Origin of the sequence: Actinacidiphila sp. bgisy167 (assembly GCF_965342175.1) — a bacterium.
Taxonomy (GTDB): domain Bacteria; phylum Actinomycetota; class Actinomycetes; order Streptomycetales; family Streptomycetaceae; genus Actinacidiphila.
The window spans coordinates 38,416-64,239 of the sequence record NZ_CBDRBL010000005.1; the positions used below are offsets into that span (position 1 = coordinate 38,416).

A 25,824-nucleotide genomic window follows, 5' to 3' on the forward strand; every position below is an offset into this window, starting at 1 on the left:
GACGTACTCGCACTCGGGAGGATCCACCATGTCCAGCACGCCGCACTCCACCACGCGGATCGCGCACACCGTCTGGGACGGCAGCCTGACGGAGGGCAGCGGGGTCGTGACCCTCGACTCCTCCGGCGTCGGGGAGTACCCGGTGACCTGGGTCGCCCGCTCGCAGGAGCCGGGCGGGAAGACCAGCCCCGAGGAGCTCATCGCCGCCGCCCACTCCAGCTGCTTCTCGATGGCCCTGTCGGCCGGTCTGGGCAAGGCGGGCACCCCGCCGACCCGGCTGCGCACCCAGGCCGACGTCACCCTCACGCCGGGCACCGGCATCACCGGCATCCACCTGACCGTCGAGGGCGAGGTGCCCGGGCTCGACGAGGCGGCGTTCATCAAGGCGGCCGAGGACGCCAAGGCGAACTGCCCGGTGAGCAAGGCGCTGGCCGGCACCGAGATCACGCTCACGGCGTCGCTGGCCTGACCCGCGCCCCGGCGAGGACGCGAAGGCGCCGAGACCGCGGGCACACCGGGACCCGGACCTGCCGCGCGAGATCGGGTTGCCGTCGGCCCTGCGGTTCGTGCCCGTGCGCCGCATGTGTCGGCCGCTTCGTGGGCCGGCGTCCGGCCGGCGCCCGGCAACCGCCCGCGCCGCTGTCGACGGGCCGGATGTTGTCGCTCGCGTGCCGCCAGGGCGGCACGCGGCCCGCACGCGGCCGCTGCGCGACGGCAGCGGTGAACACGCCCCCCGGGCGAGGGCGAAGTCGCGCTGACGCGTCCGGTGGCCACGTCGACCGAAGGCGCGGGAGCCGTAGCGCGCGTCGTGACCGCCGGACTCGCGGGCCGCGCCGGACGGCGCGGCCCGGCGCTAGTCGCTGACCACGCTGCGCGGCTGGTACTGCAGGTCCTCGTACTCGGGGTGGTGTGCGATCCAGCCCGAGATGAACGGGCAGGCCGCCAGTACGCTCTGGCCGTGTTCACGCGCCTCGTCCAGGGCGTGGCGGGCGATCGCGGAGCCCACGCCGCGGCCCTCGAACTGCGGGTCGACCTGGGTGTGCAGGAAGGCGATCATCTCGGGGGTGCGGATGTAGGTGGCGAAGCCCGCCAGCGTGCCGTCGACGCGCGCCTCGTACCGCCGCGCGCCGACGGCGTCCGTCACCTGTGTGTCGCTCTTCTTCGTGTCGCTCTTCACGACTCGTAGCCCTCCACGGTGCGCGAGGGACGCACCCTCGCCTCGTTCGGGTCCTCGCCCGCCTCCGTCTTGGCGCGGCGCTGGCGGAGCAGGTCCCAGCACTGGTCGAGCTCGCGTTCCAGCGCTTCGAGCCGCGCACGTTCGGTGTCGCCGTCCATCCGGCCCTCGCTGAGGAGCTCGCGCAAGGTCCTCTCGTCGGAGACCATCGCGCTGATCCGGTCCAGAATCGCCTTCTCCGGGCGATCGCCCGCGTGCTGCTCGGCCACGGCCCGCACCTCCTCGGTCCTCGGCCTCCACTCTAGGCAGCCCGCCGGTCCCGTGCGATCGGGGCCCTGCGGGCCCGGCAGGGCGGACGCCGGGCTCGGCCCGCGCACGGGAATTCCCGGCGGCGAACAGAATCACAGCTCAAGACGGGAATGCCGGGGCCGTCCCGGTCGTCCACATGTAAGAGGTCGCGCGGACAGGCGGGGTGGAGAAGGGAGCGGGTCGAGGGCCGAGTTCGGCAAGGCGGAGAAGGGAGACGCAGCGGAGCTGCGGCGACCGACGACAACGCCGCCAGGCGAGAGCCATCGACCCGCGACGCCAGCCCGCCTGTCCGCGCGACCTCTAAGGGGAAAGTGAGCTGCGGGGCCGCCCCTGAGCGGTGGGAGGGCCCCGCACGCGCCGACCCGTGGGGACGGGGTGCGGTGCGACGGAGGGCCCGGTGCCGGATTCCGTGTCGTGACACGGAATCCGCGCCGGGCCCTTCTCTTGCGAGGCCCCCGGTGTTCCGGGGGAGTGAGGAACGGATGTGACCGGCTCTGCGTGGGCTGCGCCATAAATGGGAACCAATGGTCAGTTAATGTGCGTTTCCCGGTCACAGGGTGTCGTCGAAAGGCCCTCGGGTGAACCTGCTCGACCTGCTGCTGCTGGTGCTGACCGTCGCCTACGCCGTCGCCGGCTTCCGGCGGGGGCTGGTCGCGGGCTGCATCTCGCTGGCGGGTTTCCTCGGCGGCGCGGTGGTGGGCGTGTGGCTGCTGCCGTACCTGCTGCAGTTCGTCGAGCCCGGCACCCCGCGGGCGAGCCTGGTCGCCCTGCTCACGGTGCTGGTGCCGGCTGCCGGCGGGCACGCGCTCGCCTCCGGGATCGCCTGGAAGGTGCGGACCGGTCTGGACTGGGGCCCGCTGCGCTGGCTCGACGGACTGGGCGGTGCGGTGGTGAACGCCGTGGCCGTGCTGCTGGTCTCCTGGGTGGCGGCGAGCGTGCTGGTGACGTCGTCCTCCAGCGTGCTGGTCCAGTCGATCCGCGGGTCCGGGGTGCTGGGCGCCGTCCAGGACACCATGCCCCGGCAGGCGCCGACCTGGTTCAGCAAGGCGACCGGCGCGCTGGCCGAGGCCGGGTTCCCCAGGGTGTTCAACCCCTTCGAGTCCGAACCCGTCAACGGGGTGCCCGAGCCTTCCGGGGACAACGTCACCGCTGCCGCGGCGGGCGCCGCCGCGCGCAGCACGGTCAAGATCGAGGGCGTCGCCTTCGTGGACGGCCGCCGCCAGGGTCAGGAGGGCACCGGCTTCGTCTACGCCGACGAGCACGTCATGACCAACGCCCACGTGGTGGCCGGAGTGGACGAACCGGCCGTCCAGGTCGGCGGCACCGGGCCGGCCTACCGGGCCACCGTGGTGCTCTTCGACCCGGGCAAGGACATCGCCGTCCTGGACGTCCCCGGGCTGACGGCACCCGCGCTGAGCTTCACCGACGACGCGGTGCGCGGCGACGGCGCCGTGGTGGCGGGCTACCCGCAGGACGGCGGCCTGGACCTGCGCGCGGCGACGGTGGCCGGGCGCATCCGTGCCACCGGTCAGGACATCTACGGGGACGGCACGGTCACCCGCGACATCTACCAGGTGCGGTCCGTGGTGCGCCCCGGCAACTCCGGAGGGCCTCTGCTGGACACCTCCGGACGCGTCTACGGAATGGTCTTCGCGCGCTCGACGACCGATCCCACGACGGGCTACGCGCTGACCGCCGACGAAGTGCGCTCCCAGGCCCAGCGTGCGGCGCACGCGACGCAGCCGGTGGACACCGGCGACCGGGCCGCGCTGTGACCGCGGCCGTCGGTGCGCACGCCCCCGATGGCCAGGGCCGCTCACCAAGGCCGACCGCTAGGGCCGCTCACCAGGGCTGAGGCCATCCCGCCCCGGCCCCGGTGCCCGGGCCCGACCCGTCGCGGCGGCCTCCGCACGTCCGCGACGTTAGACTTTCCCTTTCACCCGCATAACCGAATGAACCGGACGCGGGAGTGGTGCCGTCCTTATGATCTCCATCCTCTTCGCCGTCCTCGCGGCCTGCAGCAACGCCTTCGGAACGGTCCTGCAGCGTCGCGCGGTGCTCGCCGTCCCCGCGGCGAAGTCCCTGCGCCTCGGTCTGATGAAGGACCTGCTGCGCACCCCCGTCTGGCTCGCCGGCATCCTCGGCGTCATCCTCGCCGCGATCTTCCAGGCGCTGGCCCTGGGCACCGGTTCGCTCGCGGCGGTCCAGCCGGTCTTCATCCTGGAACTGCCGCTGGCGCTGGTGATCGGAGGCATGGTCTTCCACGTCGAGCTGTCCCGCAAGGCGTGGGTATGCGTGGTGTGCATCGCCGGCGGCCTCGCGCTGTTCCTCTTCTCCATGGCTCCCAGCGGAGGGCGTGAGCAGGTTCCCGGCATCTGGTGGGTGCCGACACTGCTCATCGTCGGCGGGCTCGGCGCGGTGCTGGTGCTCGCCGGGCTGCGGCGGCCGAACGGTCTGATGCGCGCCGCGTGCCTGGGCGCCGGCGCCGCGGTCGGCAACGCCCTCACGGCCGCGCTGATCAAGTCGTCCATGGACATCCTGGAGCACCAGGGGGTCGCGGTCTGGTTGCTGTCCTGGCAGACCTACGCGTTCGCCGCGGCCGGCGCCTTCTCCCTGCTCCTGCTGGGGACGGCGATGCAGGGCGGACCGCTGATCGCCTCCCAGCCCGCCCTGACGCTCGGCGACGCGGTCGTCGGTTTCTGCCTCGGGGTCACGCTCTACGGTGAGCAGCCGCGTGCCGGCATGTGGCTGCTGCCCGCTCTGATCGGGTTCACGGTGCTGAGCTACGGCGTCTTCGCGATGTCCCGCACCCAGTGCCTGTACAAGTGCGTCCATCCTGAGGAGCACCTGACCGGTCCCGCCGGGGAACCGGCCCCCTCCGCCACCTGAACGCCCGCGGACGCGGACGCCCCCGGGACCGGCAGGTCCCGGGGGCGTCCGCGCGGGGTTCGCCGGAGGTCAGTGGCGCGGGGCGGGGTAGGCCTTGGGCAGGCGCATGCCGCGGTCGGCCATGATCTGCCGGACGTGGTTGGGGTAGTCGGTGATGATGCCGTCGATGCCCATGTCCATCAGCGCCTCGATGGTGGGGTTGTCGTCGCAGGTCCACGGGATGACCTTCAGGCCGCGCTCGTGGGCGTCGGCCACCATCTTCTCGCTCACGTAGAACGTGAAGTTCGGGTCCGCGACGGTGCCGTTCTGCGGCATGCCGTAGACGGGGGAGAGCGCCGTGACGCCGGGGATGGCGGAGGCGGCCTTGACGAAGTCGCCGTCGTAGTCGTCGGCGTCGATGCCGCCGAGCCACGGGGAGGCGCCGGGCTTGCCGACCTGGAGGAAGTCGTAGTTGGTCAGCGCCACCAGGGGGTACTTCGGCGCGAGCTTGTGCATCTCCTTCAGGGCGCCCCAGTCGAAGGACTCGATGGTGACCTGCTTCTCGATGCCCGAGCGGTGGATCTCCTCGAAGACACGGCGCACGAAGAGCTCGCGCGGCGCCGTCTGCTCGGGCGCCCCGGCCTCCACCTTGGTCTCGATGTTGAGCTTGACCTTGTTGGCCTTGTAGCTCTTGACCAGACCCAGGACGTCCTTGAGCTCCACCATGCGGTGGCCCTTGATCTGCTCCTGCTCAGGGAAGCCGGGCAGCTGCTGGTAGCCGCAGTCCATCGTCTTGATCTGGGCCAGGGTCAGGTCCTTGATGTACTTGCCGACGTACGGGTACATCGGGTCGCCCGGCGTCACGGGGCCGGTGTCCTTGCACTTCTGGGCACTGATCTGGCGGTCGTGGTTGACGACGACCTTCTCGTCCTTGGTGATCTGGGTGTCCATCTCCAAGGTGCTCACCCCGAGGCGGAGGGCCTTGCCGAAGCCCTCCAGGGACTCCTCGGTGGTCATGCCGATGCCGCCGCGGTGGGCCTGCAGGTCGAAGTCGACCTGCCGGGAGTGGCCGAGACCGGGGTCGTGGTCCTGGGCGGTGGCCGCCTGGGCGGCGGTGGGCACCACGAGTGCGGGTACGACGGCCAGGGCTGCGAGAGCGTGCCGGAGGGACATGTACACCTCGTCTACATCACGGGCGAATTGGGACCTCGTGACGTTAAGGCGCAGGTGGAGCGGGTATGGAGCCCGTACATGAGAGCACGATGAACGCCCGGGGAACGATCACTCCCCGGGAGTTCCTCTGCGTCATGAAGTCCGGCCGCTCCTCTGTGACGTCTGCGCCCGTCTGACGGGCTTGCGACGGCCGCGCCTTTGTGCGGCTGCGCCACAGTGAGACGGACTAGACCTCGTCGTCCGGGTTCTCGGGCCGCGCCCGTCCGGGCTCTGCCGTCTCGCCCTTTCGCGCCCGGGCGTGCAGCACGTCGCCGATGAACAGGTCGTACACGAGCACGCCGATCGCGGCCCCGATGAGCGGCCCCACGATCGGTATCCAGAAGAAGTTGCTGAAGGCGCCCGGTGAGGTGCCGGGCAGCGCCAGTTCTCCCCAGCCGGCGACCCAGGTGAACAGGCGCGGGCCGAAGTCGCGGGCCGGGTTGATCGCGTAGCCGGCGTTCGCCCCGTAGGACATGCCGATGGCGGCCACGACGAAGCCGATCACCAGCGGCGCGAGATTCGCCTTCACCGCGGTGTTGCGCAGGTCGATCACGGCGACGACCAGCATCCCCAGGAAGGCCGTTCCGACGATCTGGTCGATCAGCGGTCCCCAGATCCCTCCGTGGAAGTAGGGCGCCGGGAACGTGGCGAAGATCGAGAACGAGGCGACGGTGTGCCCGTTGGTCTTGGGCCCCTTGCTGGCCGCGTCGAACGCCGTGATCGCGTCGTGGTAGACGAGGTAGACCAGGGCTGCACCGGCGAACGCGCCCGTCAGCTGTGCGAACCAGTACGGCAGCACCTTGCTCCAGGCGAACTTGCGGCGCAGCGCGAAGGCCAGGGTGATCGCCGGGTTGATGTGCGCTCCGCTGACGCCCCCGGCCACGTAGATGCCCAGCATCACCGCGAAGCCCCAGCCCCAGGTGATCAGCAGCCAGTCGCCGGCGGCCAGGAAGATGGTCGTCGGGGTCTCCGCGCGTCCGGAGCCGGGAAGGGCGGCGACGGCGGTCGCGACGACACCGCAGCCGAAGGCGATGAGGACGAAGGTCCCCAGGAACTCGGCGAGGCATTCACCGAGGAGCCCGCCGCGGCTCTTGAGTCGAGAACCCTTGATGAGAGGGGAAATATCAGCGGCCATGGTGGTGGCCCCCTTAGGTTTTCCGCCTGATTCCGTGATAACCCGGCACATTCGCCACCGCAACCACAAGGCGTGACGCAGGTCACGCCAGGGTCGCCGACGAGTACCCACCGCTCACGCGGTCAACCAGGCATGACTCAGAACGCGAAGGGCCCCGCGAGCTACTTTCCGGCTACGAGAAGAAGTACGGCCGCCCGGTCGCGGAGTGGAAGGAGCTCATCCGCTCCAGTCCGCTGACCCGGCACATGGAGCTCGTCGGCTGGCTGAAGGCCGAGCACGGCCTCGGGCACGGTCACGCCAACGCGCTGGTGGCGCACACCCTCGCGGAAGCGCAGCACGTCTCGTAGCGCCTCGTGGCCAAGCGCCTCGTACGGCCCCGCAGCACCGCTCAGCGCGGCAGCCGCGTCCCCTCGGGGAGCCGGACACCGAAGTCGTCCGCCAGGACCCGCAGCACCTCGTCCGCGTCCGCCAGCTCGCGTTCCCTGCGCGTGCCGTCGGCGGCCGTCTCGGTCACACGGAGTCCGGTGAGGGACCTCGTACGGCCCCGCAGCGCCGCTCAGCGCGGCAGCCGCGTCCCCTCGGGGAGCCGGACACCGAAGTCGTCCGCCAGGACCCGCAGCACCTCGTCCGCGTCCGCCAGCTCGCGTTCCCTGCGCGTGCCGTCGGCGGCCGTCTCGGTCACACGGAGTCCGGTGAGGGAGAGGTGGGCGTCGCCGGTGGTGCGCTGCGCGTAGACGCCACGGGAGAAGGGGGAGCGCGGGTTGGTCGCCACGTGCCAGTTGACGACCTCGTAGTCGGGGGCCAGGAAGGGCTCGACGGTGAAGGCGTACTGGTCCTCCCATCCGCCCCCGCTCGCGCCGTCGGCCGCGGCGCCGGGCAGGTGCGCCTGGAGACGCCACAGGGGCAGCGGGCCGTCGTGCGGGGCGCGGACGAGCCGGTGACGGCGCGGCGCGTCGTGCAGTTCTACGTCCGCCGCCAGGGGCAACGGCTCCAGCAGGCCGCCGATGCTGCCGAAGCCGACGTCGCACACCCACGGCACCGGATCTCCGGGCGCCTCGGCGAGCATGAGCATGTGGGTGCGGGGACGGACCTCGCCGGGCCTGGCGCCGACCAGGACGCGCGCGGTGAGCAGCGTGACCCGGAACCCGAGGGCGCTGAGTGCTGCGGCGAACAAGGTGTTGTGCTCGTAGCAGTAGCCGCCGCGCGCCCCGCGGACGAGCTTGGCCTCCAGGTCGGGCAGCGCGAGGGAGGGCGCGCAGCCCAGGACGGGGTCGAGGTTCTCGAACGGGATGCCCAGCAGGTGGGCGCGGTGCACGGACCGCAGCACGTCCGCCGTCGGGCGGCGCTCCCCGGTCCATCCGATGCGGGCGAGGTAGGCGTCGAGATCCAGCGTCATACGACCACGGTACGGATGCGCGGCACCGCCCTGGGGACGGTCGCGGGGCGGACCCGCGCACGGCACGGACCGGGACGCCGGCCGCCTCCACGAGCTCTGCCATCCGGTGCTCGGGCGGGTGCGTCGCCACGCCGGTCAGCCTGTGCGGTGGGGACGGCGCCGCGCGCGACCGCCCTCTACCCCAGGTAACGCCCCACGGTCTACGCTCCGAAACGCGCCGGTGGGCACTGGCGCGATGCGGCACGGGCGCGGCACCGAGAGGCGGCGGTATGGCCGGACAGGGCGAACACGTGCGGGTGGCGGTGGTCGGATCGGGGTTCGGCGGGCTGGGCGCCGCCGTGCGGCTGCGCCGCGAGGGGATCACCGACTTCGTCGTCCTGGAGCGCGCGGGCTCCGTCGGCGGGACGTGGCGGGACAACAGCTACCCGGGTTGCGCCTGCGACGTGCCCTCCCACCTCTACTCGTTCTCCTTCGCGCCCAACCCGCGGTGGCCGCGCACCTTCTCCGGCCAGCCGCACATCCGCGCCTACCTGGAACAGGTAGCGGACACCTTCGGCCTCCGCCCGCACCTGCGCCTCGGCACGGAGGTCGAAGCGGCCCGATGGGACGCCGGCGCGCGGCACTGGCGCATCACCACCTCGCGCGGCGACCTCACCGCCGATCTCGTGGTCTGCGCCACCGGGCCGCTGTCCGACCCCAGGCTGCCGGATGTCCCGGGCCTCGACACCTTCCCCGGACGGGTCTTCCACTCCTCCCGGTGGGACCATGACGCCGACCTCGGAGGCAAGCGGGTCGCCGTGGTCGGCACCGGCGCCTCCGCGATCCAGATCGTCCCCGCCATCCAGCCCCAGGTGGCGCGCCTGACCGTGGTGCAGCGGACGCCCCCATGGGTGATGCCGCGCGCGGACCGCGGGATCAGCCGGGCCGAGCAGTGGTTGCACGACACGGTGCCGGCCACCGCCAGGGCGCGGCGCGGACTGCTCTGGCTGGTCCGCGAGTTCCAGGTCGGGGCGTTCACCAGGCATCCGGCGCTGCTGCGCGGCGCGCAGGCCCTCGCCGCCTCGCATCTGCGCCGGTCCGTCGAGGACCCGGCGTTGCGGGCCAGGCTGACCCCGGACTACCGGATCGGCTGCAAGCGCATCCTGCTGTCCAACGACTACTATCCGGCGCTCACACGGCCCAACACCGAGGTCGTCGCCTCCGCCTTGAAGGAGGTGCGCGGCTCGACCCTCGTCATGGCCGACGGCACCGAGAGGGAGGCCGACGCCATCGTCTTCGGCACCGGCTTCCACGTCACCGACATGCCCGTGGCGCAGCGGGTGTTCGGCGCCGACGGCCGTTCGCTGGCCGAGCACTGGAAGGGCGGCATGGCAGCGCTGCGCGGCTGCACCGTCGACGGCTTCCCCAACCTGCTGTTCGTCATCGGGCCCAACACCGGCCTCGGGAACAGCTCGATGGTTTTGATGATCGAGTCCTCGCTGAACTACCTCGTCGCGTATCTGCGCGCCCTGGAGGCCACCGGGGCCGCCGCGCTCGACGCCCGTCCGCAGGCCGTGCGGTCCTGGAACGAACTGCTGCAGCGCCGGATGGCGCGCACGGTGTGGAACACCGGGGGCTGTGTGAGCTGGTACCTGGACGACCAGGGCCGCAACACCACCATCTGGCCCGGCACGACCGCGGAGTTCCGGCGTGCCACGCGCCGGCTGGACCTGCGGGAGTACGAGCTCGTACCCGTCGCCGCGGACCGTCCGCAGCGCGCGGGGGCGGCCTCGTGACCGCGTCCGTCTTCGACCTCCCGGCCGCCCGGCGCACCCGCCGTGTGCGGTCCGCGGACGGTACGTGGATCCACGTCGAGGAGTACGGCCCCGAGGCCGGGGCCGCGCCGGCCGTGGTGCTGATCCACGGCTGGACCTGCAGCACCCTCTTCTGGGCCCCGCTCGTCCGCGAACTCGCCGGGGAGTACCGGGTCGTGGCCTACGACCAGCGCGGCCACGGAGGCAGCGGGACTCCGGGGCCCGGCGGATACGGCACCGGCGCGCTCGCCGACGACCTCTGCGCGGTCCTGGAGGCCGTCGTCCGGGGCGACGAGAAAGTGGTGCTGGTCGGGCACTCCATGGGCGGGATGACGGCGATGGCGGCCGGCGGCCGGGCCGTCGTGCGGACCCGGACGGCCGCGGTGCTGCTGGCCAGCACCGGCAGCGGACGGCTGCTCACCGAGGCGATGGTGCTGCCGCCGAGAGTGCGCAGCAGGCGGGTGCGGGACGCCTTCCACCGCTTCCTGCTGGTCAGTTCGGCGCCGCTCGGCCCGCAGTCCGCGGTGACCCGGGCGGCGCTCAAGTACGGGGTCCTGGGCGCGGCGTCGGGCAAGGAGCTGGTGGCCGCCACCGCCCGCATCGTGCATGCCTGCGGTCGGCGCCAACGCGCCGCCTGGGGCCGGGTGCTGGCCGGGCTCGACCTGGACGCGGGCGTCGCCGCGCTGCGTGCGCCCACCGCCGTGCTGGTGGGCGCCGCCGACAAGCTCACCCCGCCGGTGCACGCCCGGGGCCTGGCCGCCCGGCTCCCGCGGTGCGCCGGCCTCACCGAACTGCCGGGCCTGGGACACATGACGCCGCTGGAGGACCCGGTGGCGGTGGCGGGCGTCATACGCACCCTCGTCGAGGAGCATCTGCGGCCCGGCACGGAGGTCGCGCGGGAGGCCCAGGGTGAGGGGGAGCCGGTATGAGCCGGTCGCTGCACGGGCAGGTCGCGGTGGTGACCGGGGCCGCCCGGGGCCTGGGGGCGCTGCTCGCCAAGGAACTCGCCGCACGGGGCTCCCGGTTGGCGCTGCTGGGGCTGGAAGCGGACGAACTGGGGGGCGTCGCCCGGCAGATCGGCCCGGACACCGGGTGCTGGACGGTGGACGTCACCGACGGTGAGGCGGTGCACCGGGCGGCAGGGGAGGTCGTGGAGCGCTACGGCCGCGTCGACGTCGTCGTCGCCAACGCCGGTGTGGCGACCGGCGGTCCGTTCCTCGACGTGGAACCCGCCGCTTCGCCCGGGTCGTGGAGGTGAACCTGCTGGGCAGTGTGGTCACCGCGCGTGCCTTCCTCCCGGCGCTCGTCGCCTCGCGCGGCTACCTGCTGCAGATCGCCTCGCTGGCCGCGATCGCACCGGCGCCGCTGATGACCGCGTACTGCGCGAGCAAGGCGGGCGTCGAGGCCTTCGCGCACTGCCTGCGCGCGGAGGTCGGCATCAAGGGCGTCAAGGTCGGTGTGGGCTACCTGAGCTGGACCGACACCGACATGGTGCGGGGCGCCGACGAGGACGAGGTGCTGCGCGAGGCGCGTTCCCGGCTGCCCTGGCCGGCGGGCCGCACCTATCCGCCGGAACCGGCCGTCAGGCGCCTCGCGGACGGGATAGCGCGCCGCTCGCCGCATGTCTACGCCCAGCGATGGCTGCGCGGAACGCAGCCCCTGCGCGGATGTCTTCCCGCTCTGATCGGCGGCGCGCTGGGGCGGCGGGAGATGCGCCGCCTGCAGCCGCGGCTCGCCGCCGCGGGCGGGGTCCGGCGCGGTCTCGTGGGCCGCGGGGGTGCCGCCGACGAACGCGCCCGGTCGGAAAGGCCTGTCTGACCAGGGCCGTTCACGGTACGCGTTCGTCCGAAATGCGTAGTGTGTTCAGCCGTGTCAGCCTGGTCGAGGCCCATTCCATACATCACGAAGGAGTGATCATGGGCAAGAACGACCCCACGCGAAGCAAGGCCGGGCAGCAGCACCGCCCGCAGGCTCAGCCCCAGGCCCAGGAGCGCATCGGCCAGACCCGCGAGCGCGCCCAGGGCATGGCAGGTGAGCCGATGCGTCAGCAGGGCAAGCAGCCGCAGCGCGAGCCCGGCCGCGAGCCCGGCCGCGAGCCCGGCCACGGCCAGCCGGCCAAGCAGGCCCCGCAGTCGATGCCGAAGGGCGGCGACCGCCAGCGGTCGCCGGAGACCGACGAGCGGCACGGCCGGTCCTGACCCGCGTGGTTCAGGCGTGAACGAGGAGGGGCGCGCGCTTGCGGGCGCGCCCCTTCCCGTGGGCCTCGTGGAAGCTCACGGGCGCGGTGGGAGCGGGGGCCGACGCCGGACGGGGCGGTCGGACAGGTCGGGCGGTGTGGAGGCCGGGTGCTTCTCCAGCAGGTCCAGCGCCGTCTGCACGGCGACCTCGAGGTCGGTGCGGCGGCCCTCCGCCCATTCCAACGGGGTGCGGATGACCGGGATGTCCGGCTCCACGCCGTAGTTCTCCACCCCCCAGCCGTAGGCCTCGAACCAGGCGGCGTTCATCGGCACCGTGATCACCGTTCCGTCGCCCAACCGGTGCCGGCCGGTCATGCCGACCACACCGCCCCAGGTGCGGTGGCCCACCACCGGGCCGATGCCCAGCAGCCGGAACGTGGCGGTGATCATGTCGCCGTCGGAGGCCGTCGCCTCGTCCGCCAGCGCCACGATCGGGCCGCGCGGGGCGTTGCCGGCGTAACTCACGGGCTGCGCGTGGCGTGTGTGGTCCCAGCCGAGGATCTTGCGGGTCAGGCTCTCCACCACCAGGTCGCTGATGTTCCCGCCCGCGTTGCCGCGCACGTCGACGATGAGGGCCGGACGGACGACCTCGATGCGCAGGTCGCGGTTGAACTGCGCCCAGCCCGAACCCCCCAGGTCGGGGATGTGCAGATAGCCGCACTTCCCCTCGCTCAACGCCCTCACGACAGCCCGCCGTTTGGCCACCCAGTCCTGGTAGCGCAACGGGCGCTCGTCCACCAGCGGGACCACCGCGACCCGCCGCGCGGGCCCGCCGTCGGGCGGGGCGAAGGTCAGCTCCACCGTGGTGCCGCCCGCGGCCGACAGCAGCGGGCCGGGCCCGGCGTCCGGGTCGATGGCACGGCCGTCGACGTGGGTCAGCTCGGCGCCCTCCGAGATGCCGGTGCCTGCCAGTGGCGAACGCGCCTTGGGGTCCGAGGACTCGCCGGGAAGGATGCGCCTGACCACCCACCGGCCGTCCGGGGTGCGGACGAAGTTCGCGCCGAGCAGCCCGATCGGCCGCTGGTAGTGCGGCGGCCCCTCGCTGCGGCGGGCCGGCGCGACGTACGCATGCGAGGTGCCCAGTTCGCCGAGGACCTCGCGCTGCAGGTCGGCGAACTCGTCCGGCGTGGCGACCCGTTCGACCAGCGGACGGTACTGGTCGAGGATCGCCGGCCAGTCGATGCCGCACATGTCCGGAGCCCAGAAGTAGTCGCGGATGATGCGCCCGGCCTCGTCGAACGCCTGCCGCCACTCGGTGGGCGGGTTCGCCTCGTGCAGGACCCGCCGCATGTCGATGTAGACGGTGGAGTCCAGGTCGCCCGGCTCGTACGCCGGGACCACCGTCAGGTCGCCCTCGTCGAAGACCACCAGGTGCGTGCCGTCGCCGCTGACCCGGTACCAGTCCATGTGCCGCACCAGCTCGACCCGCTTGGACTTGGCCAGGCCGAAGTACTCCAGCGTGGGACGGGCCGAGGGGTCGGTGGGGTTGGCGAAGGTCTCGCCGAGCGCGCCGGAGATCGGCCAGCGCAGCCAGGTCAGGCCGCCCCGCACCGCCTCCAGCGAGCTGTACTTGGAGGCCGGCACCGGGAAGGGCGTCACCCGCATCGGCAGCCCGGCCGCCTCCACCGCGAGCGGCCCCTCGGTGAAACCGGCCGGATCCAGCCCGCCCCCGGGCGGCCGGCCCTCCACGGGCAGCGCGAAGGGCGAGGGCGTCGCCGAGTGCAGCGGCACGAGATGCGGGCGGCAGCCCAGTGGGAAGGACAGGTCGCCGGTGTGCACGTCGTACACCGGGTCGAAGCCGCGCCAGGACAGGAAGGCCAGATAGCGGCCGTCGCGGGTGAAGACCGGCTGCTCGTCCTCGAAGCGGCCGTTGGTGACGTCGATCAGGGTGTGCTTGCCGGTCTCCGGGTCCGGGCTGAGCCGGGCGATCCGGATCTTGCGCAGCGAACGGCCGATGACGGGGTGGGACCAGGCGATCCAGTCGGAGTCCGGCGAGAAGGACAGGTCGCGGACCGGCCCGTTGGAGGAGCGGATCAGCTCGGCGACCACACCCGACTCCGCGTCGACCATGAGCAGCCGCCCGTCGTGGGAGGCCACGGCGAGGATCTGGCCGTCGGGCGAGGGCACCAGTTCGTGGACGCGGCCCAGCATCCCGCACCCCAGCCGGGTCCCGCCGCTGCTGCACGGGGGCCGTGGCTCGGTCTGCCCCTCGGCCTGCGCGATGTCCTGGGCCTCACCCTCCGCTCCCGCGGAGGACTCCTCCCCGGCCCGCAGCGCCTGCCCGACCGCGTCGTCGGCGTCGGCGATGTCGGCGGCGGCCAGTGCGGCGGGGCGGCCCGGCAGCACGGCGATCTCGATGGCGTCCTCGCCGTCGGCGTCGGTGACGAAGGCGATCCGCCCGGTGTCGCCCAGCATGACCGGCAGCCGCACCCGCGACCCCGGTACGTCGGAGATGGTGCGCGCGGGCCCGTCGCGGTGGGTGAGCCAGTACAGGCTGCCGCGTACGCACACCGCGCTGGCGCGGCCGGTGCGGTCCACGGCCAGCCCGTCCAGGTACGCGCCTGCCGGCACCTGGTAGGGGCGGCGGCCGGCGCGTGGGCCGCCGAGGTCGATCGAGAGGCGGCGCGGTACCGACTGCGGGCCGAGGTCGTCGACCAGCCAGACCTCGCCCCCGCACTGGTAGACCACGCGCGTGCCGTCGGTGGCGGCGCTGCGGGCGTAGAAGTCGGCGTGGTCGGTGTGCCGCCGCAGGTTCGTGCCGTCCGGCAGGCAGGAGTACAGGTTGCCGACGCCCTCGTGGTCGGAGAGGAAGGCGATGCGGCCCGCGACGAACATCGGCGACTCCAGGTGGCCGCCGACGTCCGGCACCAGCCGCCGGCACTGAAGCCACAGCCGCCCGGTGGCCCCGCCCCGGTACCGCTTCCACGAGGCGGGCTCGTGCGGCGCGGTCGCCGTCAGCAGCAGTGTGCGGTGCTCGCCGTCCTCGCCGTCGTCCATGGCGATGTCCGACACCGGGCCCCAGGGCAGACGGCTGCCCGGGCCGCCCTCGACGGGAACGGAGTAGGCCCAGGTGTAGTGCGAGAACGGCTCGCCGTGGGACGACACCGCGAGGATCCGGCCGTCCGGCGTCCAGGAGCGCACGCGGGCGTCCGGGCTTCCCCAGTACGTCAGGCGGCGGGCCGGGCCGCCCTCGACCGGCGTGACGTACACCTCGGGGTCGAGGGAGCGCCAGCTGTTGAAGGCGATCACCGAGCCGTCCGGCGAGAAGCGGGGGTGCCCGACCCGGATCCGGTCGGCCGTCACCCGCCACGCGCGCCCTTCGTCCAGGGGCGCGACCCAGATGTCGTCCTCGGCGACGAAGCAGAGCCGCTCGCCGTGAACATGCGGAAACCGGAGGTATGCGGCGTCGCTCACCCATCCATCGTTCGCGGCTCCCCGAGCCCGGGCAACTTTTCGGGCAGCCGTCAGCGGAGGCTGTCGCGGACGGCTCGGACGAGGGCCTGGGCGCGGGGGTCGGCGGTGACGTTCTGCTGCATGCCGTTGGTGACGTAGCCGAAGGCGACGGCTTCGCCGGGGTCGGCGAAGCCGAGGGAGCCGCCGCGGCCGGGGTGGCCGAAGGAACCAGGGGTCAGCAGCGGGGCGGCGGGGCCGTGCAGCATGAAGCCGAGGCCGAACCGGGTGTTGACCACGAGCACGCGGTCCGGGCCCTCCGACTCCGGGGTGCGCGCCGAGGTGAGCGTCGCCGGGGCGAAGAGCCGGTTGCCGGGGCCCTCGACCTCCCCGATCAGGGCGGCGTAGAAGCGGGCCAGCGAGCGCGCCGTGGCGATGCCGCCGGAGGCCGCCAGCTGCGCCGCGTGGTACCCGGGGTCGTTCTCGTCCGGTAGCGGGTCGATCGCCCCGAACGCCCGCCGGGTCAGCGACGACGGGTCCGCGTACGCCTCGGTCACGTTGCGCTTGGGGCGCGCCCGCAGTCCGGCCGCGGCCGGCGCCGGCGGGGCCTCGGCCGCGGCGATCCGCCCGACGCGGTGCCCCTCACCCGCAGGCAGCCCGATCCACAGGTCGAGGCCGAGCGGGCGGGCGATCTCCTCGGCCACATAGCGGCCTATGGTGCGGCCGCCGCTCGCGCGCCGCACCAGCTCGCCGATCAGCCAGCTGTACGTCTGCGCGTGGTAGCCGTGATCCGCCCCCGGCGTCCAGAAAGGGGCCTGCGCGGCGAGCGCGACCGGTCCGCTCCCGCCGTCCAGCGCCTGTGCCGGGGCGAGCGGGGTGTCCAGCGCCGGCACACCGGCGCGGTGCGCCAGGGCGTCGCGGACCGTGACGCGTTCCTTGCCGGCGGCCTTGAAATCGGGCCAGTACGTGCCGATCGGCGCGTCCAGGTCGAGCTGGCCCCGCTGGTGCAGCAGGAGCAGGCAGGCCGCCGCCACACCCTTCGTCGCCGAGCGCACCACCTGAGCCGTGTCCTCGGCCCAGGGCGCGCCGTCCTCGCCCGCGTCCCCGTCGGCGGAGCCCGCCCACAGGTCCACGACCTTGCGGCCGTCCCGGTACACGGCCACGGCGGCGCCGCGCTCTCCCCGCTCCTCGAAGTTCCGGACGAAGGCGTCCCTGACCGGCTCGAAGCCTTCCGCCACCGCTCCCTGGACGTCCACCACAGCCCGTGCTCCCACCATGCGCCTCCGTCGTTGCTCCCCCCATGGTGCCTCGCGCCGGGGACCGGTCAGGACCGGGGTCGCGCGGCGGGACGCGGGGAGCGCCGGTAACTGGGGAGCGGTCAGGCGGTGGCGCGCGCCGCGGCGCGGCCCGCCGTACGGCCGGAGAAGACGCAGCCGCCGAGGAAGGTTCCCTCCAGCGAGCGGTAGCCGTGCATCCCGCCGCCGCCGAAGCCGGCGGCCTCGCCCGCCGCGTACAGCCCCGGCAGCGGTTCGCCGTCGGCCCGCAGCACCCGTGCGTCCAGGTCGGTCTCCAACCCGCCGAGCGACTTGCGGGTCAGGATGTTCAGCCGCACGGCGATCAGCGGGCCCGCCTTCGGGTCCAGCAACCGGTGCGGAGCGGCGGTGCGGATCAGCTTGTCGCCGATGTAGTTGCGGGCCCCGCGGATCGCGGTCACCTGCAGGTCCTTGGTGAAGGTGTTGGTGATCTCGCGGTCGCGCGCCTCGATCTCGCGGCGCAGCGCGGTCCCGTCGATCAGGTCGTCCCCGGTGAGCGCGTTCATGCCGCGCACCAGGGCCGGCAGATCGTCCGCCACCACGAAGTCCGCGCCGTGCCGCTTGAACGCCTCGACCGGGCCGGGGGCCCCCGGCAGCGCGCGCTTGAGCACGTCGCGCACGCTCTTCCCGGTCAGGTCGGGGTTCTGCTCGGAGCCCGAGAGCGCGAACTCCTTCTCGATGATCTTCTGGGTGAGGACGAACCACGTGTACTCGTGGCCGGAGCGCATGATGTGCTCCAGCGTCCCCAGCGTGTCGAAGCCCGGGAAGAGCGGCACCGGCAGCCGCTCGCCCGTCGCGTCCAGCCACAGGGACGACGGGCCCGGCAGGATGCGGATGCCGTGTCCGGCCCACACCGGGTCCCAGTTCTCGACGCCCTCGGTGTAGTGCCACATCCGGTCACCGTTGATCAGGTGCGCCCCAGCCGCCTCGGCGACCCCCAGCATCAGGCCGTCCACATGCGCGGGCACCCCCGACAGCAGGGTGCGCGGCGGCGTTCCCAGCCGCTGCGGCCAGGCCTTGCGCACCAGGTCGTGGTTGCCGCCGATGCCGCCCGAGGTGACGACCACCGCCTGCGCCCTCAGCTGGAACTCGGCGCGGACCTCCCGCGAACTCGCCTGGCCGCGTTCGGCGTCGCTGTCCACCAGGACCTCGCCGGCCACGCCGTCCACCGCGCCGCCCGTCGAGGTCAGCGCCGTCACACGGTGCCGGAAGCGCAGCTCCACCAGGCCCCTGGCGGCGGCCTCCCGCACCCGGCGCTCGAACGGCGCGACCACGCCCGGGCCCGTACCCCAGGTGATGTGGAAGCGCGGCACGGAGTTGCCGTGCCCGGTGGCGAGACTGCCCCCGCGCTCCGCCCACCCCACCACCGGGAAGAAACGTATCCCCTGCGCATGCAGCCAGGCCCGCTTCTCGCCCGCGGCGAAGTCCACGTACGCCTCGGCCCACGCGCGCGGCCAGCGGTCCTCGGCGCGGTCGAACCCGGCGGTCCCCATCCAGTCCTGCAAGGCGAGTTCGCGACTGTCCCTGATGCGCATCCGGCGCTGCTCGGGCGAGTCGACGAGGAACAGCCCCCCGAAGGACCAGAACGCCTGGCCGCCGAGGTTGCTCTCCGGCTCCTGGTCGAGCAGCAGCACCTTCCGGCCGGCGTCGGCCAGTTCGGCCGTCGCGACGAGACCTGCCAGCCCCGCTCCGACAACGATGACGTCCGCGTCCAGCGCCATGGCGTGCCTTTCCGCTGCCCCTTGGGTGTGGGGGCACGTTACGGTACGCGCGGGTAGGGATGCGAGGGGTCGGCGGCGGGTTGTGCGGCGCCGCACGTGTCGGGGGTGGTTTTTTGCAGCCCCCACCCGGTGCCCGGCGCGGTCGGCCCGGGCCGCGCAGGTTCGCAGGGACCCCGGCCCCCCAGCGCACACCCCTCACCAACCATTCGAAGCGCCGGGAGGGAGGGGCGGGGAAGCAACCGCGACCCCAGCCACAACGGCGCCGCACACGGAGCCCGCGTCAGGCGTGCAGCATCAGCCCGATCCCCGCCACCACGACCAACGCCGCGACGACCCGCGAACGCCCCAACTGCTCCTTGAAGAAGACCGCCCCGATGACCGCCCCCGCGATGATGGAGGTCTCCCGGAGCGCCGCGATGGGCGCGAGGGCGCCCCGCGTCTGGGCCCACAGGACCAGGCCGTAGGCGGACATGGACAGCGCCCCGCCGAGGAGCCCGCGGCCGGCGACCGGGCGGAGTTGTCCGAGGAGCGCCGCACGGCGCGCCGCGAGGGCGCAGCAGGCGAGCAGGACGCCCTGGATGAGCAGGAGCCAGGCGACGTACCCCAGGGCGGTGCCGGACGCGCGGACGCCGACGCCGTCGACGACGGTGTACGCCGCGATGGCAAGGCCGGTGCCCACGGCCGCGCCGACGGCCGGCCAGTCCTCACGGCGGCGACCGCGCACGCTCCAGAGGGCGGCCCCGCCGAGCCCGGCGGAGGCGACGAGGACGCCGACGGTCTGCAGGGGAGCCGGCACCTCGCCCACGAAGAGGGCCGCCAGCACGGTCACGGCCAAGGGGGCGACGCCGCGCGCGATGGGGTAGACCTGCCCGAAGTCGCCCAGCGCGAAGGACTTCGTCAGCAGGTACATGTAGGCCATGTGGATTCCCACCGACGACGCCAGGTAGGGCCACGCGTCCGCCGCGGGCAGCGGCGCGAAGCCGGCGGCGACCGCTCCGCAGATCGCTCCGCCGCCACCGACGAGGGTGAACGCGACGAGTCGGTCCCGGATGCTGTGGGCGATGGCGTTCCACGCCGCGTGGGTGACCGCCGCGAGCAGGACGGCGGCCGCTGTCAGAGGTGCCATGCGGCACCGCCCTCCCGGTCTTCCGGGGCGGGGGCCGTGGCCACACGGGTCACGAGGAGGCCTTCAGCACCGCCGCCACGATGGGCCCCGCGGAGTCGCCGCCGTGCCCGCCCTCCAGCACCATCCCGCCGGCCGCGACGTCACCGCGGTAGGCGACGAACCACCCGTTGGGCTGCTCCTGGCCGCCCACCTCCGCGGAGCCGGTCTTGGCCCCGACGTCGCCGTAGACCCCGCGCATCGCCGTGGTGGCGGTGCCGCTCGACGCGGTCAGCCGCATCATCGACTTGAGGTTGCCCCGCACGCCGGACGGCAGGCCGCTGCTCGCCTTCGCGAGGGGTCCGTCGATCAGGCCGGCGGCGACCAGCCGGGGCTGGCGGAACACGCCGTTCTGCACGGTGGCGGCGACGGAGGCCATGTTCAGCGGGCTCATCTGTATCTGGCCCTGGCCGATCATCTCCTCGGTCATCTCGTCGCCCGAACCGCCGGGAACGCGTCCGTCCCAGGCCGGGACGCCGACGTTCCAGGTCTGGCCGAAGCCGTAGTAGCGCTGGGCGACCGAGGGGACCGAGGAATCGTCGAGCCGGTCGGCGAGCTTGATGAAGCCGGTGTTGCAGGAGATCGCGAAGTCCCGCTGGAAGGTGGCCGAGAGGTCGGAGGAGCTCTCCACGTTGTGGAACATCTTGCCGTTGTCGTGGTTCGCGGTCGCCGGGCACGGGGCCGGGGTGCCCGGGCTCACGCCCCTCTCCAGCAGGGCGGTGGCGGTAATGACCTTGAAGGTGGAGCCGGGGGCGACCTGCGCGTTGAAGGCGTTGTTGTTGTCCGTCGACGGGTTGTTGGCGAAGGCGAGGATCTCGCCGGTGCTCGCCTTGACCGCCGCGACCGACGACTGGGCGCTGCGTCCCACGGCTTGTTCGGCGGCCTTCTGCAGGCGCGCGTCCAGGGTGGTGGGCAGCTTCGCGGGCGTGCCCTTGGCGATGACGTGCAGTGTCTGCCCGGGGCCGTCGCCCCCGTTCACCCAGGTCTCGACGCCCGGCTTGCCGCCGGAGAGTTCGGCGCCGTAGCGCTCCCGCAGCTGGGGCAGGACGGAGGCCAGGGACGGGTAGTCGTCGGCGTCCAGCTCCTTGCCGTTGCGGTCCACGACGATCACCTGCGGGGAGGCGGCCTCACCGGTCTCCAGTGACTGGCCGGCCGTCAGCTGGGGGTGCAGTACCGACGGTTTCCAGGCGACCAGGGGGCGGTGGGTGGTCTCGCCGCGGAAGACGGTGAGGGCCGAGGAGTACGTCCACGTGGAGGACTTGCCCTTGTAGGAGAGCGAGGCCGTGACCTTGAACGGCACGACGTCCCCCTTGGCCGCGCCGGGGGCCAGCCGTACCCGGGTGACGTGCGCGTCCCGCCGGTACGCGGTCAGCGCCGCGGAAGCCGTCGCCGCGTCATTGGTGAGCGCCCCCGCCGCGGCGGTGTCCCCCTTGGCCCATGCGGCCAGGAACTCGGCGGCCGTCTTCTTCACCTCTGCCGCGGTCGGTGGCCCGGTCTCGACGGGAGCTGCCTGTGCGGAAGAACCGCCGAACCCGCTGCCTCCGGTCAGCCCGTTGTAGATGTTGTACGCCCCGTACCCGGCGGTCCCCACCAGCCCGGTGGTCAGTGCGGCAACGATCCCCAGCTTCACTCCTCGGCGCATGACACCGACCCTCCCGTTGGCCCTTTGAACATGTTCAAAATCTTGGCGGCGCAAGCGCACTCTACGGGACGCGGACGAACCCGGGGCCGTCCCCCCGGTCACGGCTTCACCACACCTGTGCCATGGACCGGGAAAACGCGCCGCCTGCGACCGGTCTCACGGCAGGACGCAGTCCGGCCCGTCCAGAAGCCGTTCCTCGTCCGTCAGGGGCAGCTCCGCCCAGACGATCTTGCCTTCCTTGAGTCGGCGGGAACCCCACCGGGCGGCGATCCCTCCGATGATCACCAGGCCCCGGCCGCCCTCGTCGTCGGGTCCGGGGTGGCGCGGCAACGGTGGACCCGGACCGGCGTCGAAGACCTCGCAGGCCAGCTTCCAGTGCCGGATCAGCCGCAGCCGCACAGGCCCCGCCCCGTGCCGTACGGCGTTGGCCAGCAGCTCCCCGACGATCTGCTCGGCGGCCGTCCCGAGCCGGTCCAGCCCCCACGCGGACAGCTGCCGGACCGCCTCGGCCCGCGCGCGTCCGACCGCTTCCGGATCGGCCGGCACCTGGACGGTGAACACCCGGTCGGCATCGAAGGTGCAGGCCCTGGCGATCAGCAGCGCCACGTCGTCGTCCTGCCCCTTGTCGGGCAGCAGCTCGACCACCGCGGAGCACAGGTCCTCCAGCGGGGTGCCCGGCGGCCGGGTGAGCGCGGCCCGCAGGCGCTCCAGCCCGTCGTCGATGTCGCCCTCCCGGCTCTCGACGAGCCCGTCGGTGTACAGGGCGATCACGCTGCCCGCGGGCAGTTCGAGGTCGACCGACGTATAGGACCGCAGCCCCACGCCGAGCGGCGCCCCGGAGGGGACCTCGGGGAAGTCCACCGTGCCGTCGGGAGCGATGACCGCCGGCGGCGGATGCCCGGCCCGGGCGACGGTCAGCCGCTCCTCGGTGGGGTCGTAGACGGCGTACACGCAGGTGGCGCCGAGGATGTTGGCCGTGGGCGCGTCGTCGTCGTCCTCGTAGCCCAGCCGGACGACGAGGTCGTCCAGGGCGGACAGCAGCTGCTCGGGGGCCAGGTCCAGGCCGGCGAGGGTGCTCACCGCCGTGCGGATCCGGCCCATGGCCGCGGCGGCGTTGAGCCCGTGCCCCACGACGTCCCCGACGACCAGGGCGATCCGGGCGCCGCACAGCGGGATCACGTCGAACCAGTCGCCGCCCACGCCGTCCTGGGTGTCCGCCGGGAGGTAGCGCCAGATCGTCTCCAGGGAGAACCCGGCGTTCGGGTTGCGGGGGAGCAGGCTGCGCTGCAGCGTCAGCGCCATGGTGTGCTCGCGTGTGTAGCGGCGGGCGTTGTCCAGGCTCAGCGCGGCCCGGCTGACCAGTTCCTCGGCGAGCGTCCGGTCGTTCTCGTCGAACGGCGTGGGGTTGTCGGTGCGGACGAGCACGGTGATGCCGAGGATCTCGTTCCGCGCGTGGACCGGCAGGATCAGCAGGCTGTGCATCCCTTGTTCGAGGACCATCCGCAGCCGCTGCGGGTCCTCCTCCAGCCACGTGCCGGGCTCCGTGTCCAGCCGCGGCTCCATGTGCGTCCGTCCGGAGCTCAGCACCTCGACGAACGGCGAGTGCGGGGGGACGAAGACGGGGGTGCCGCGAGCGAAGAGCGACTCCCTGAAGTCGTCGTGGATGGAGGCCATGCCCGCGCGGTGGAAGGCGGGGACGTTGCCGTCCTCCAACGGGCCCAGCCGGGTGAGCGGAGCGTCGCCGAGCCCCACCGACTCCGCGAGGTCGACCGTCGCGTAGTCGGCCATCAGCGGCACCAGCAGGTCCGCGAGGTCCTGCGCGGTCTGCCAGACGTCCAGGTTGGTCCCGATGCTCGTGGCCGCCCGGCCGAGCAGGGTCATGCGGTCCCGGGCCCGACGGCTCTCGGTGACGTCCACGTTGACCGAGCAGACGCCCGGCAGGCCGCCCCGGACGTCCTCGATCCGGAAGACGGACAGTGCGTACGCCCGGTGGTGCAGGGGGTCCAGCTGGTTGAGCTCCCGGTCGATCACCGGGACGCCGCTCTCCAGTACCTCGCGCAGCAGCGACGTGACCTGCTCGGCGTTCTCGTAGAGCGGTGACGTCTCCAGGTGCCGACCCAGCCGCTCCTCCCGGGAGAGGTCGAATCGCTCGGCCAGGGCGTGGTTCAGCCAGATGGTGCGCAGGTCGCTGTCCCAGATCGCCATCGGGAAGGGGCTCAGCTCGGCGGCCGACTCCAGGACGGAAGGAGGTACCCCGGCCGTCGAGACCAGCCAGTCCAACGTGCCCGCCGGCCCAGGCAGCCCGGTCACTCGGAGGTCCACGTCCACCAGCCCGCCGCTCTGGTGCCGCAGCGCGGCGGGCCCCGCCCACTCGCAGGTGAGGTCCGGCGGCGCGCCGTCCGGCCCGTCGAGCAGCGTCGAGACCGGTCTGCCGAGCACGTCCGCCGCCGCGTACCCCAGCAGCCGGGTGGCGACCTCGGTCCAGCGGACGAGTCTGCCCCGCGCGTCGACGACCGCCAGAGCCGCGCCGACGCTGTCGAGCGCCGACGCCTGACCGGGGACGCGGGGATCGGGAGCGGACATTCGTGACATTCCCTCGGGGCTCACGCTAAGTGTGCACCCGCGCCCCTGCAAACGGCGGCTGCCCGGCCGACGGCCGCAGACCAGGTCCGGCCGCTCCGCCTCGGGCGGTCAGATCCAGGTGTCGAGCCACATGCGGTTGCGCCAGGCGTCCATGGGGATCGTCTGCCCGGTGTAGAGCGGGAAGAAGTAGATGAAGTTCCAGACGATCAGCAGCACAAGGGTGCCCGCGCCGACCGCGCCCCACATGCGGCGGCGTTCGCTCGAGCCGGGGGGACCGAGGATCGCGCCGAGCATCATCGCGACCGCGAGGCAGAGGAACGGCACGAAGACCACCGCGTAGAACAGGAAGATCGTCCGCTCCTGGTAGAGGAACCACGGCAGGTACCCGGCCGCGACGCCGCAGGCGATCGCGCCGGCGCGCCAGTCGCGGCGGAAGATCCACCGGTACAGGACGTACAGCAGGGCGAAGCACCCGGCCCACCACAGCAGCGGGGTGCCGAGGGCGAGCACCTCGCGGGCGCAGCCGCCGGCCGCGGTGCAGCCGTCCTCGCCGAGCTTGGGGGACTCGTAGAAGTACGACACCGGGCGGCCCAGCACCAGCCAGCTCCACGGGTTGGACTGGTAGGTGTGCGGGGAGTGCAGGTTGACGTGGAAGTCGTAGACCTGCGACTCGTAGTGCCACAGGCTGCGCAGGGACGCCCAGGCGTCGGAGAGGAAGCCGCCGTCGCCCTTGGCCCAGTTGCGGTCCCAGCCCTTGCCGCTGGTGAACCAGCCGAGCCAGGACAGCAGATAAGTGACGGCGGCGACGCCGACCATGCTGAGCGCCGCCCACAGCCCGTCCAGCCAGAACGCGCTGAGCCGGGGGTGGCGTCCCCCCCCCACCCGGCGGGCGCCGGCGTCCCACAGCACGGTGAGGATGCCGAAGAACGCCAGCACGTACAGGCCGTTCCACTTGGTCCCGATGGCCAGGCCCAGGCAGACCCCGGCCGCGATCCGCCACCAGCGGAAGCCCAGCCAGGTGAGGGAGGCGACGCGGTCGTTCGGACGGTCTTCGGGCAGGGCCGCGGCGAGCCGGGCCCGCGCCCGGTCGCGGTCGATCAGCAGGCAGCCGAAGGCGGCCAGCACGAAGAACATCACGACCAGGTCGAGCAGGGCGACGCGGCTCATCACGAAGTGCAGTCCGTCGACGGCCATCAGGCCGCCCGCGAGGCAGCCCAGCGCCGTGGAGCGGAAGAGCCGGCGGCCGATCCGGCAGAGCATCAGCACCGACAACGTGCCGAGCACCGCCATCGCGAAGCGCCAGCCGAAGGGGTTCAAGCCGAAGATCCACTCGCCGGAGGCGATCACCCACTTGCCCACCGGCGGGTGCACCACGTACGAGGGGGCGTCGGAGAGCGGCACGGAGGGCGGGGTGGCGAGGATCAGGTCGTTGGCCTTCTCCGGCCAGCTGCCCTCGTAGCCGTACTGCAGGAGCGACCAGGCGTCCTTCGCGTAGTACGTCTCGTCGAATATCACCGCGTGGGGGCTGCCCAGGTTCCAGAACCGGAGCAGGCCCGCGAAGAGCGCCACGAGCAGCGGGCCGCCCCAGCCGCTCCAGCGGGCGAGCCGGGACGCCGTCACCGGGCCCGTACCGAGCGCCGCCCACACCCGCGTCCCCGGCTCCGGGAACGGCGCGACCAGGCGCTCGCGCACGCCGGGGCGCGGACGGTCCGCGTAGCCGAACCGGCGCAGCCGGCGCTGCCAGGGGTTCTGCTCCTGTACGGCCATCGGCGCGTCCTCGACCGGGTGCGGGTGCGTCGCGGTGTCACTGGTCACCGGGCCATCGTAGGGACACCGCCTGCGGAAGCGCGCAGGCCGCGCCAACCGGGCGCACCCCGCCGTGCGCCGCG

The 25,824-nt window shown here is 73.1% G+C and carries 19 protein-coding genes and 2 pseudogenes; 8 read left to right on the forward strand and 13 right to left on the reverse strand.

The window, feature by feature from the left end; translation table 11 throughout:
- Window positions 1–28: 28 nt before the first annotated feature.
- Window positions 29–469 (forward strand): OsmC family protein, encoded by a 441-nt coding sequence (locus ACRWND_RS03120; protein ID WP_431945578.1) that lies wholly within the window; start codon window positions 29–31, stop codon window positions 467–469.
- 384 nt (window positions 470–853) lie between these two features.
- Here the strand turns inward: ACRWND_RS03120 and ACRWND_RS03125 are convergent, their stop codons facing one another.
- Both ACRWND_RS03125 and ACRWND_RS03130 read right to left on the reverse strand, forming a co-directional pair.
- The gene (locus ACRWND_RS03125) at window positions 854–1,177 is read right to left on the reverse strand and encodes a GNAT family N-acetyltransferase (protein ID WP_431945580.1); all 324 of its coding nucleotides are present in this window, start codon (window positions 1,175–1,177) and stop codon (window positions 854–856) included.
- Window positions 1,174–1,443, reverse strand: a complete 270-nt coding sequence (locus ACRWND_RS03130; RefSeq protein WP_431945582.1) for a DUF2630 family protein — start codon at window positions 1,441–1,443, stop codon at window positions 1,174–1,176. The genes ACRWND_RS03125 and ACRWND_RS03130 overlap by 4 nt, the downstream gene beginning before the upstream one ends.
- Window positions 1,444–2,061: 618 nt before the next feature.
- Between ACRWND_RS03130 and ACRWND_RS03135 the strand changes: the two genes are divergently transcribed.
- Complete coding sequence (locus ACRWND_RS03135) at window positions 2,062–3,258, forward strand: MarP family serine protease (RefSeq protein WP_431945584.1); 1,197 nt, start codon at window positions 2,062–2,064, stop codon at window positions 3,256–3,258.
- Between the two features lie 208 nt (window positions 3,259–3,466).
- Window positions 3,467–4,372: a DMT family transporter gene (locus tag ACRWND_RS03140; RefSeq protein WP_431945586.1), complete on the forward strand. Its 906-nt coding sequence runs from the start codon at window positions 3,467–3,469 to the stop codon at window positions 4,370–4,372.
- Between the two features lie 69 nt (window positions 4,373–4,441).
- Here ACRWND_RS03140 and ACRWND_RS03145 read toward each other — a convergent pair whose 3' ends face one another.
- Both ACRWND_RS03145 and ACRWND_RS03150 read right to left on the reverse strand, forming a co-directional pair.
- Window positions 4,442–5,524, reverse strand: a complete 1,083-nt coding sequence (locus tag ACRWND_RS03145; RefSeq protein WP_431945588.1) for a glycerophosphodiester phosphodiesterase family protein — start codon at window positions 5,522–5,524, stop codon at window positions 4,442–4,444.
- Window positions 5,525–5,750: 226 nt separating this feature from the next.
- On the reverse strand, window positions 5,751–6,698 hold the full coding sequence (locus ACRWND_RS03150) for an MIP/aquaporin family protein (protein ID WP_431945590.1): 948 nt from the start codon (window positions 6,696–6,698) through the stop codon (window positions 5,751–5,753).
- 132 nt (window positions 6,699–6,830) lie between these two features.
- On the opposite strand from ACRWND_RS03150, the pseudogene ACRWND_RS03155 reads away from it, so the two are divergent.
- Window positions 6,831–7,045: pseudogene (locus ACRWND_RS03155) on the forward strand (DUF4287 domain-containing protein).
- 41 nt (window positions 7,046–7,086) lie between these two features.
- Here the strand turns inward: ACRWND_RS03155 and ACRWND_RS03160 are convergent.
- Both ACRWND_RS03160 and ACRWND_RS03165 read right to left on the reverse strand, forming a co-directional pair.
- Window positions 7,087–7,212 (reverse strand): hypothetical protein, encoded by a 126-nt coding sequence (locus ACRWND_RS03160; protein ID WP_431945592.1) that lies wholly within the window; start codon window positions 7,210–7,212, stop codon window positions 7,087–7,089.
- Between the two features lie 42 nt (window positions 7,213–7,254).
- Window positions 7,255–8,094 carry an arylamine N-acetyltransferase family protein gene (locus tag ACRWND_RS03165; protein ID WP_431945594.1) on the reverse strand — a complete coding sequence of 280 codons (840 nt, stop codon included), beginning with the start codon at window positions 8,092–8,094 and terminating at the stop codon, window positions 7,255–7,257.
- Window positions 8,095–8,363: 269 nt separating this feature from the next.
- Between ACRWND_RS03165 and ACRWND_RS03170 the strand changes: the two genes are divergently transcribed.
- The 4 genes and pseudogenes from ACRWND_RS03170 (at window position 8,364) to ACRWND_RS03185 (ending at window position 12,085) form a co-directional block, all read left to right on the forward strand.
- Complete coding sequence (locus ACRWND_RS03170) at window positions 8,364–9,869, forward strand: flavin-containing monooxygenase (protein WP_431945596.1); 1,506 nt, start codon at window positions 8,364–8,366, stop codon at window positions 9,867–9,869.
- Window positions 9,866–10,816 (forward strand): alpha/beta fold hydrolase, encoded by a 951-nt coding sequence (locus ACRWND_RS03175; protein ID WP_431945598.1) that lies wholly within the window; start codon window positions 9,866–9,868, stop codon window positions 10,814–10,816. The genes ACRWND_RS03170 and ACRWND_RS03175 overlap by 4 nt, the downstream gene beginning before the upstream one ends.
- Window positions 10,813–11,705: pseudogene (locus ACRWND_RS03180) on the forward strand (SDR family oxidoreductase). Before ACRWND_RS03175 ends, ACRWND_RS03180 begins: the two are co-directional and overlap by 4 nt.
- Window positions 11,706–11,803: 98 nt before the next feature.
- Window positions 11,804–12,085 carry a hypothetical protein gene (locus tag ACRWND_RS03185; RefSeq protein ID WP_431945600.1) on the forward strand — a complete coding sequence of 94 codons (282 nt, stop codon included), beginning with the start codon at window positions 11,804–11,806 and terminating at the stop codon, window positions 12,083–12,085.
- 75 nt (window positions 12,086–12,160) lie between these two features.
- Here the strand turns inward: ACRWND_RS03185 and ACRWND_RS03190 are convergent, their stop codons facing one another.
- The 7 genes from ACRWND_RS03190 to ACRWND_RS03220 all read right to left on the reverse strand — a co-directional run bounded on the left by ACRWND_RS03190 (window position 12,161) and on the right by ACRWND_RS03220 (window position 25,702).
- Window positions 12,161–15,538, reverse strand: a complete 3,378-nt coding sequence (locus ACRWND_RS03190; protein WP_431945602.1) for a S41 family peptidase — start codon at window positions 15,536–15,538, stop codon at window positions 12,161–12,163.
- A 50-nt stretch (window positions 15,539–15,588) separates the two neighbouring features.
- A complete protein-coding gene (locus tag ACRWND_RS03195; protein ID WP_431945604.1) occupies window positions 15,589–16,791 on the reverse strand; it encodes a serine hydrolase domain-containing protein in 1,203 nt (400 codons plus the stop codon).
- Between the two features lie 101 nt (window positions 16,792–16,892).
- Window positions 16,893–18,548, reverse strand: coding sequence for an FAD-binding dehydrogenase (locus ACRWND_RS03200; protein WP_431945606.1), 1,656 nt, complete (start codon window positions 18,546–18,548; stop codon window positions 16,893–16,895).
- 280 nt (window positions 18,549–18,828) lie between these two features.
- The gene (locus tag ACRWND_RS03205) at window positions 18,829–19,674 is read right to left on the reverse strand and encodes an EamA family transporter (protein ID WP_431945608.1); all 846 of its coding nucleotides are present in this window, start codon (window positions 19,672–19,674) and stop codon (window positions 18,829–18,831) included.
- A 49-nt stretch (window positions 19,675–19,723) separates the two neighbouring features.
- Window positions 19,724–21,352: a penicillin-binding transpeptidase domain-containing protein gene (locus tag ACRWND_RS03210; protein ID WP_431945610.1), complete on the reverse strand. Its 1,629-nt coding sequence runs from the start codon at window positions 21,350–21,352 to the stop codon at window positions 19,724–19,726.
- A gap of 156 nt (window positions 21,353–21,508) precedes the next feature.
- Window positions 21,509–23,935 (reverse strand): SpoIIE family protein phosphatase, encoded by a 2,427-nt coding sequence (locus ACRWND_RS03215; protein ID WP_431945612.1) that lies wholly within the window; start codon window positions 23,933–23,935, stop codon window positions 21,509–21,511.
- A 108-nt stretch (window positions 23,936–24,043) separates the two neighbouring features.
- The gene (locus ACRWND_RS03220; RefSeq protein WP_431945745.1) at window positions 24,044–25,702 is read right to left on the reverse strand and encodes a dolichyl-phosphate-mannose--protein mannosyltransferase; all 1,659 of its coding nucleotides are present in this window, start codon (window positions 25,700–25,702) and stop codon (window positions 24,044–24,046) included.
- Between the last annotated feature and the right edge of the window lie 122 nt (window positions 25,703–25,824).

Excerpts from the sequence above, each read along its gene's own strand:
- ACRWND_RS03220 (WP_431945745.1), bottom strand. The coding sequence starts at position 25,702 with ATGGCCGTACAGGAGCAGAACCCCTGGCAGCGCCGGCTGCGCCGGTTC.
- ACRWND_RS03185 (WP_431945600.1), top strand. The coding sequence starts at position 11,804 with ATGGGCAAGAACGACCCCACGCGAAGCAAGGCCGGGCAGCAGCACCGC.
- ACRWND_RS03215 (WP_431945612.1), bottom strand. The coding sequence starts at position 23,935 with ATGTCCGCTCCCGATCCCCGCGTCCCCGGTCAGGCGTCGGCGCTCGAC.
- ACRWND_RS03205 (WP_431945608.1), bottom strand. The coding sequence starts at position 19,674 with ATGGCACCTCTGACAGCGGCCGCCGTCCTGCTCGCGGCGGTCACCCAC.
- ACRWND_RS03165 (WP_431945594.1), bottom strand. The coding sequence starts at position 8,094 with ATGACGCTGGATCTCGACGCCTACCTCGCCCGCATCGGATGGACCGGG.
- ACRWND_RS03170 (WP_431945596.1), top strand. The coding sequence starts at position 8,364 with ATGGCCGGACAGGGCGAACACGTGCGGGTGGCGGTGGTCGGATCGGGG.
- ACRWND_RS03150 (WP_431945590.1), bottom strand. The coding sequence starts at position 6,698 with ATGGCCGCTGATATTTCCCCTCTCATCAAGGGTTCTCGACTCAAGAGC.
- ACRWND_RS03200 (WP_431945606.1), bottom strand. The coding sequence starts at position 18,548 with ATGGCGCTGGACGCGGACGTCATCGTTGTCGGAGCGGGGCTGGCAGGT.
- ACRWND_RS03145 (WP_431945588.1), bottom strand. The coding sequence starts at position 5,524 with ATGTCCCTCCGGCACGCTCTCGCAGCCCTGGCCGTCGTACCCGCACTC.
- ACRWND_RS03210 (WP_431945610.1), bottom strand. The coding sequence starts at position 21,352 with ATGCGCCGAGGAGTGAAGCTGGGGATCGTTGCCGCACTGACCACCGGG.
- ACRWND_RS03120 (WP_431945578.1), top strand. The coding sequence starts at position 29 with ATGTCCAGCACGCCGCACTCCACCACGCGGATCGCGCACACCGTCTGG.
- ACRWND_RS03195 (WP_431945604.1), bottom strand. The coding sequence starts at position 16,791 with ATGGTGGGAGCACGGGCTGTGGTGGACGTCCAGGGAGCGGTGGCGGAA.
- ACRWND_RS03140 (WP_431945586.1), top strand. The coding sequence starts at position 3,467 with ATGATCTCCATCCTCTTCGCCGTCCTCGCGGCCTGCAGCAACGCCTTC.